The following is a 5,402-nucleotide window of genomic DNA, read 5'->3' as shown; positions in this document are numbered from 1 at the left end:
CACCGCCCGGCCGGCCTCCCCGCCGGGCCCGCCGTCCGGACCACGCGCCCGGACCACGCGCCCGGGGCAACGAGGGATGCGGAACCGGTGGAGCCGCCCTACGGTGAGGGCGGGACGTCGCACGGCCCTCCCGCCGTCGGGACGGCGCTCCCCCATCGAAGGCGAAGACCCGCTCGCCCGTCGGCCGCTCCCTTGAAGGCCGCGTACGGAATCCCCGAGTCCGGTCATTCGGAACCCCATGACACTCGTCGCCGCGACGAGTGGGAGGCACCCATGAGAAAGCTCCCGATCGCACTGGCCCTGATCCCTGCCGCCGCGCTGGTCACGTCGTGCTCCGACAACGGGGGGTCGGCGTCCGGCGGGAGTACCGTCGCACAGCAGGCCGGTGTGGTCACCACGGAACCCACCCAGGGCCGGTCCGCGCAAACGCCGCAGACGGAGGTGAAGGTGGTGGCGGACGGGCTGGGAGACCCGTTCGAACTCGCCTACGCCCCCGACGGACAGCTCTGGGTCAGCGAGAAGTCCGGGCTCAAGGTCACCCGGGTCGACCCGAAGAGCGGCGCCAAGAGCACCGCCCTCGACCTCACCGGGAAGGCCTACCACAGCCAGGACGGCCAGGACGGCGTGCTCGGCTTCACCCTGCACCCGGACTTCGGCAAGGACAAGGGCAGCGACTACCTCTACCTCGCCTACACCTACCGGAACGGCGACCAGTCGGCCACGAAGATCGTCCGCTACACCGCGAAGGACGGCCGACTCTCCGACGAACAGCCCGTCCTGACGGGCCTGCCGGGGCACAACCAGCACCAGTCGGCCCGGCTCCGGTACGGGCAGGACGGCAAGCTCTACTACTCGATCGGCGACCAGGGCCACAACTACCTGGCCGACTACTGTCAGCAGAACCACGCGCAGGACCTGCCGACCGCCGCCCAGGTCGCCGCGTCGGACTGGTCGCTCTACCAGGGCAAGGTGCTCCGGATCAACCCGGACGGCTCCGTCCCCGAGGACAACCCCGAACTGAACGGCGCCCGCAGCCACATCTACGCCTACGGCATGCGCAACCCGGACGGGATGGACTTCGACGGCAAGACGCTCTACACGGCCGAGAACGGCCCGCTCACCGACGACGAGTTCAACCGCATCGAGAAGGGCGGCAACTACGGCTGGCCCGACGTCGCGGGGTGGAAGGACGACAAGGCGTACGTCTACTCCGACTGGGCCAAGGCCAGCGGCGGCTGCGAGAACATCCCCTACAACCCCGACCCGAACTCGCCGCCCTCCCAGGTGCCGACGACGCAGGAGAAGGACTTCACCAAGGAGATGGTCTCCCCGCTCAGCACGTACGGGACGACCGTCGAGAGCGGGCACGACTTCGGTACCACGCCGGTCTGCCCCGACGCGGCGTCCGCCTACATGTGCTGGCCGACCATGGCCCCCGGCAGCCTCAAGGTGGTCGGGAACGACGTCCTCGTCACGTCGTTGAAGAACGGCACCGTCTTCAAGCTCACCAAGGACGGCAAGCACTACGAGGAGCTCTACCGGACCGTCAACCGCTACCGCGACGTCGCCCTCAGCCCGGACGGCAAGACGCTGTACATCGCCACCGACAGCGAGGGCCAGCACCTGGTGCGCGGCGAGGGCGGCACCCCGACCGCCCACCTGGCGAACCCGGGAGCGATCCTCGCCGTCCCCTACGACCAGCACCGCAAGCAGTGAAGTCCCAGTCCCAGCACGGAGGTGAGACAGTCATGACCCGTCACCAGGAACAGCCCAGGCCCGCCCCCCGGCCCCCGGAGCGCGCCACCGACCGGCCCGACGCCCCGGTGAACGCCACCCGTTGGCGCAAGCCGACCTACCAGGTGGTGGAGGCGTCCCTGGAGGTCTCGGCGTACTACCTCGCCAAGCGGTAGACGCCGGCGGGAGTCCCACTCGAAGAGGGAGGAAGCGCTGTGCGACTGCACGTACTCGGTACGGCAGCCGGCGGCGGCGTCCCGCAGTGGAACTGTGCGTGCCCCGGCTGTGCCGGGGCACGCGCGGTTCCGTCGCGCCGACGCCTGCACGCGTCCGTCGCCGTGGAGACCGAGCCCGGCCGGGTGTACCTGGTGAACGCCACGCCGGACATCGCCGAACAGATCGAGCGCTGCGCCTGGCTGCGCCCCGACGGGCGGCGCACCCGGCTGTCCGGGGTGATCCTCACGGACGCCGAACTCGACCACACGCTCGGCCTGGCCCGGCTGCGCGAGGCCGACGCGCTGGAGGTCATGGCGACCGAGGCGGTACGGGACGCCGTGCACAAGCGGCTCGGCCTCGGCGAGGTCCTCGCGCCCTACACCCGGCTGCGCTGGCGGGACTTCGACGGCGTCGAGCTCCAGCCGCTCTCCGGCAAACGCCCCCGCTACGCCCGGGACGCCGGCGACGGGGACTGGGTGAGCGCCCTGCGGGTGGGCGGCCTGCTCTACGCGCCGTCGACGGGCGTGTGGCCCGGCGGGTTCGGCGAGGGCGCCGAACTCGTGCTGGTCGACGGCACCTTCTGGGACGACGAGGAGCCCCGCACCGCCGGGTTCTCCACCAGGTCCGCCACGGAGATGGGCCACCTGCCCGTCCTCGCCACCCGCGACCGGCTCGCCGCCCTGCCCGCCCACTGCCTCTACACCCATCTGAACAACAGCAACCCGCTGGTCGACCCGGACTCCCCCCACCACGCCGAACTGGCGGACCGGGGCCTCGGGGTGGCCGCGGAAGGAGCGGTCCTCACATGGTGACGACGTTCGAGAGCGAGCTGCGGGCCGTGCCCGAGCGCCGCTACCACCACCGGCACCCCTTCAACCTGAGGATGCACCAGGGGCTGCTGAGCCCCGGGGAGCTGCGGACCTGGATCCTCAACCGGTTCCACTACCAGCGGCACATCCCGGTCAAGGACGCGCTGATCCTCGCCAAGCTGGAGGACCCCGCCCTGCGCCGGCGGTGGATCCGCCGGATCACCGACCACGACGGCAGCGACGGCGACGAGGGCGGCATCGAGCGCTGGCTGCGGCTCGGCGAGGCGGCCGGACTCGACCGCGCCGACCTGCTCTCGGGCCGCGACGTGCTGCCCGGGGTGCGGCTCGCCGTCGACGGCTACGTGAACCTCTGCCGCAACGGCACGCCCCTCGAAGCGGTGGCCGCCTCGTTGACCGAACTGTTCGCGCCGGACCTGATGGCCACCCGGATCGCCGCCTTCGAGCGCCACTACCCCTGGATCGAGCCCACCGGCCTGGCCTACTTCAGGGCCCGCGTCGGCCAGGGCCGCCGGGACAGCGACGAGGCGCTGTCGCTCGTGCTCTCCTGGGCGCGCACCCGGGCCGAGCAGGAGGCCGCCGTCGCGGCGCTCTCCTACAAGTGCGAGGTGCTGTGGACCCTCCTCGACGCCGTCGAACGGGCCCCGGCGTGAGCTGGCGGCCGGCCCTGAGCCGGTACGCCCGCCTGCGCCACTGCCCGGTGCGGGACAGCACGCTGCTGGTCGTCCCCGAGCGCATCGTCGTCCTCAGCACCGAGGCCGCCGCGATCGTCGCCCTGTGCGACGGCACCCGGACCGTACCGGAGATCGCCACCCGGTTCCCGCCCGAGGGCGCCGACGACGTCGTGGGCTTCCTCGCCGACCTGAAGGAGCACGGATGGCTGCGGTGAACCCGCCCTGGGCGATGCTGGCCGAACTCACCCACGGCTGCCCCCTGCGCTGCCCGTACTGCTCCAACCCGCTCGAACTCACCTTCCGTGAACAGGAACTGACGACGGATCAGTGGCTGGACGTGCTGGCCCAGGCCGGTGACCTCGGGGTCGCGCACGTCCACCTCTCGGGCGGCGAGCCGCTGCTGCGGCGCGACCTGGCCGAGATCGTCGCGGGGGCCGCCCGGGCCGGGATCTACGCCCAGCTCGTCACCAGCGGACTCGGCCTGACCCGCGAGCGGCTGGCCGGCCTGACTGCGGCCGGGCTGCCCAGCGTCCAGCTCTCCGTCCAGGGCGCCGACGCCGCCTCCTCCGAACTGATCGCCGGGCGGCGCTCGTTCGCCGCGAAGGAGCGGGCCGCCGCGCTGGTCCGGGAGGCCGGGCTGCCGCTGGGCCTCAACGTCGTGCTGCACCGCCTGAACCTCGAGGACATCGACGCGATCGTGGACCTCGGCATCGCCTGGGGCGCGGTGCGCATCGAACTCGCCAACACCCAGTTCTACGGCTGGGCGCTGGCCAACCGGGCCGCCCTGATGCCCACCCGCGACCAGCTCGACCGCGCCCGGGAGGCGGTCGAACGCCGGCGGCGGCGGACCGACACCGAACTGGTCTGGGTCGTCCCCGACTACTTCGACGGCGTCGCGAAGCCCTGCATGGGCGGCTGGGGCGCGGTCTCGCTGACCGTCGCCCCGGACGGCCGGGTGCTGCCGTGCCCCGCCGCCTACGACCTCCCGCTGGACCTGCCGAACGTCCGCGACCACGGCCTCGCCTGGATCTGGAACGACTCCGCGGCCTTCCGGGCCTACCGCGGCACCGACTGGCTGCCCGAGCCCTGCGCCTCCTGCCCCCGCCGCGAGACCGACTTCGGCGGCTGCCGCTGCCAGGCCTTCGCGCTCACCGGGGACGCGGGGCGGACCGACCCCGCCTGCGCGCTGTCACCGGACCACGGCCTGGTCACGGACCTCACCGCCCGGCGGGACGGGGACCTCGCCTACCGGGCCTCCGCCCCCCGCTGACGGACCGGGAGGACGGCCGGGCCGCCCTCCCCGGCTGCCGTCCCGGGTCTCAACTCGCCTGGCCGGTCGGCATGATGGTGACCTGCTGGAGGTTGACGCGGGCCGGCTGGGCGGCCAGGAAGCCGACGGCCTCCGCGACGTCCTCGGGGCGGAGCCACTCCATGGAGTCCTTGGCGCCGGCCAGCCAGTCCAGGGCGCCCCGGTCGGTGACGTGGGACTGGAGCTCGGTGCCGACGATGCCCGGCTCGATGGCCGAGACCCGGACGTTCTTCGCACCGAGCTCGGCGCGCAGGTGGCGGGACAGGTGGGTGACGTAGGCCTTGGTGGCGGAGTACACGGCGAAGGTCGGGAAGATGTTCTGCGCCGCGATCGAGGAGGTGTTGACCAGGTCGGCGACGCCGCGTTCGGCCGCGGCGGCGACCAGCTGCGGGGTGAACGCGCCGATGACGTTCATCAGGCCGGAGACGTTGAGGTCGATCTGCCGCTGCCACTGGTCGGTGGCGAGCTCCTCGACCGGCGCCGGGAGCATCACGCCCGCGTTGTTGAACAGCAGGTCGGCGCCGCCGAGTTCGGCGGCGACCCGGTCGGCCTGGACAACCTGGTCATCTCGCTGACTGCGAAGGGCCTGACCTCCGGGGAGATCGTCGCGCACCTGGCCGAGGTCTACGGCATGACCACCAG

7 protein-coding genes are annotated in these 5,402 nt (G+C 72.5%); 6 read left to right on the top strand and 1 reads right to left on the bottom strand.

The window, feature by feature from the left end:
- The first annotated feature begins 273 nt into the window (after positions 1-273).
- The 6 genes from ABZW03_RS36600 to pqqE are packed head-to-tail and all read left to right on the top strand — an operon-like array spanning position 274 to position 4,721.
- Positions 274-1,716, top strand: coding sequence for a glucose/sorbosone family PQQ-dependent dehydrogenase (locus ABZW03_RS36600; protein WP_355268519.1), 1,443 nt, complete (start codon positions 274-276; stop codon positions 1,714-1,716).
- Positions 1,717-1,748: 32 nt separating this feature from the next.
- Entirely contained in the window at positions 1,749-1,910 is a 162-nt protein-coding gene (locus ABZW03_RS36595) for a pyrroloquinoline quinone precursor peptide PqqA (protein WP_355268516.1), read from the top strand.
- Positions 1,911-1,949: 39 nt separating this feature from the next.
- Positions 1,950-2,762 (top strand): MBL fold metallo-hydrolase, encoded by an 813-nt coding sequence (locus ABZW03_RS36590; protein ID WP_355268512.1) that lies wholly within the window; start codon positions 1,950-1,952, stop codon positions 2,760-2,762.
- Positions 2,756-3,430 (top strand): pyrroloquinoline-quinone synthase PqqC, encoded by a 675-nt coding sequence (gene pqqC / locus ABZW03_RS36585; RefSeq protein WP_355268509.1) that lies wholly within the window; start codon positions 2,756-2,758, stop codon positions 3,428-3,430. Before ABZW03_RS36590 ends, pqqC begins: the two co-directional genes overlap by 7 nt.
- Positions 3,427-3,666: a pyrroloquinoline quinone biosynthesis peptide chaperone PqqD gene (gene pqqD, locus ABZW03_RS36580; protein ID WP_355268506.1), complete on the top strand. Its 240-nt coding sequence runs from the start codon at positions 3,427-3,429 to the stop codon at positions 3,664-3,666. Before pqqC ends, pqqD begins: the two co-directional genes overlap by 4 nt.
- A complete protein-coding gene (gene pqqE, locus ABZW03_RS36575) occupies positions 3,654-4,721 on the top strand; it encodes a pyrroloquinoline quinone biosynthesis protein PqqE (protein WP_355268503.1) in 1,068 nt (355 codons plus the stop codon). Before pqqD ends, pqqE begins: the two co-directional genes overlap by 13 nt.
- Before the next feature lie 49 nt (positions 4,722-4,770).
- On the opposite strand, the gene ABZW03_RS36570 is transcribed toward pqqE, so the two are convergent.
- On the bottom strand, positions 4,771-5,402 hold a 632-nt coding region (locus ABZW03_RS36570), incomplete at its 5' end, for an SDR family oxidoreductase (protein WP_355268501.1).

Source organism: Kitasatospora sp. NPDC004799, from assembly GCF_040609095.1.
Classification (GTDB): domain Bacteria; phylum Actinomycetota; class Actinomycetes; order Streptomycetales; family Streptomycetaceae; genus Kitasatospora.
The sequence above is the reverse complement of the archived record's forward strand: the minus strand, read 5'-3'. Positions and strand labels throughout refer to the sequence as shown.

Bases quoted from the DNA above. Each gene is read 5' to 3' on its own strand.
- ABZW03_RS36600 (WP_355268519.1), top strand. From the start codon at position 274: ATGAGAAAGCTCCCGATCGCACTGGCCCTGATCCCTGCCGCCGCGCTG.
- ABZW03_RS36595 (WP_355268516.1), top strand. From the start codon at position 1,749: ATGACCCGTCACCAGGAACAGCCCAGGCCCGCCCCCCGGCCCCCGGAG.
- pqqC (WP_355268509.1), top strand. From the start codon at position 2,756: ATGGTGACGACGTTCGAGAGCGAGCTGCGGGCCGTGCCCGAGCGCCGC.
- pqqE (WP_355268503.1), top strand. From the start codon at position 3,654: ATGGCTGCGGTGAACCCGCCCTGGGCGATGCTGGCCGAACTCACCCAC.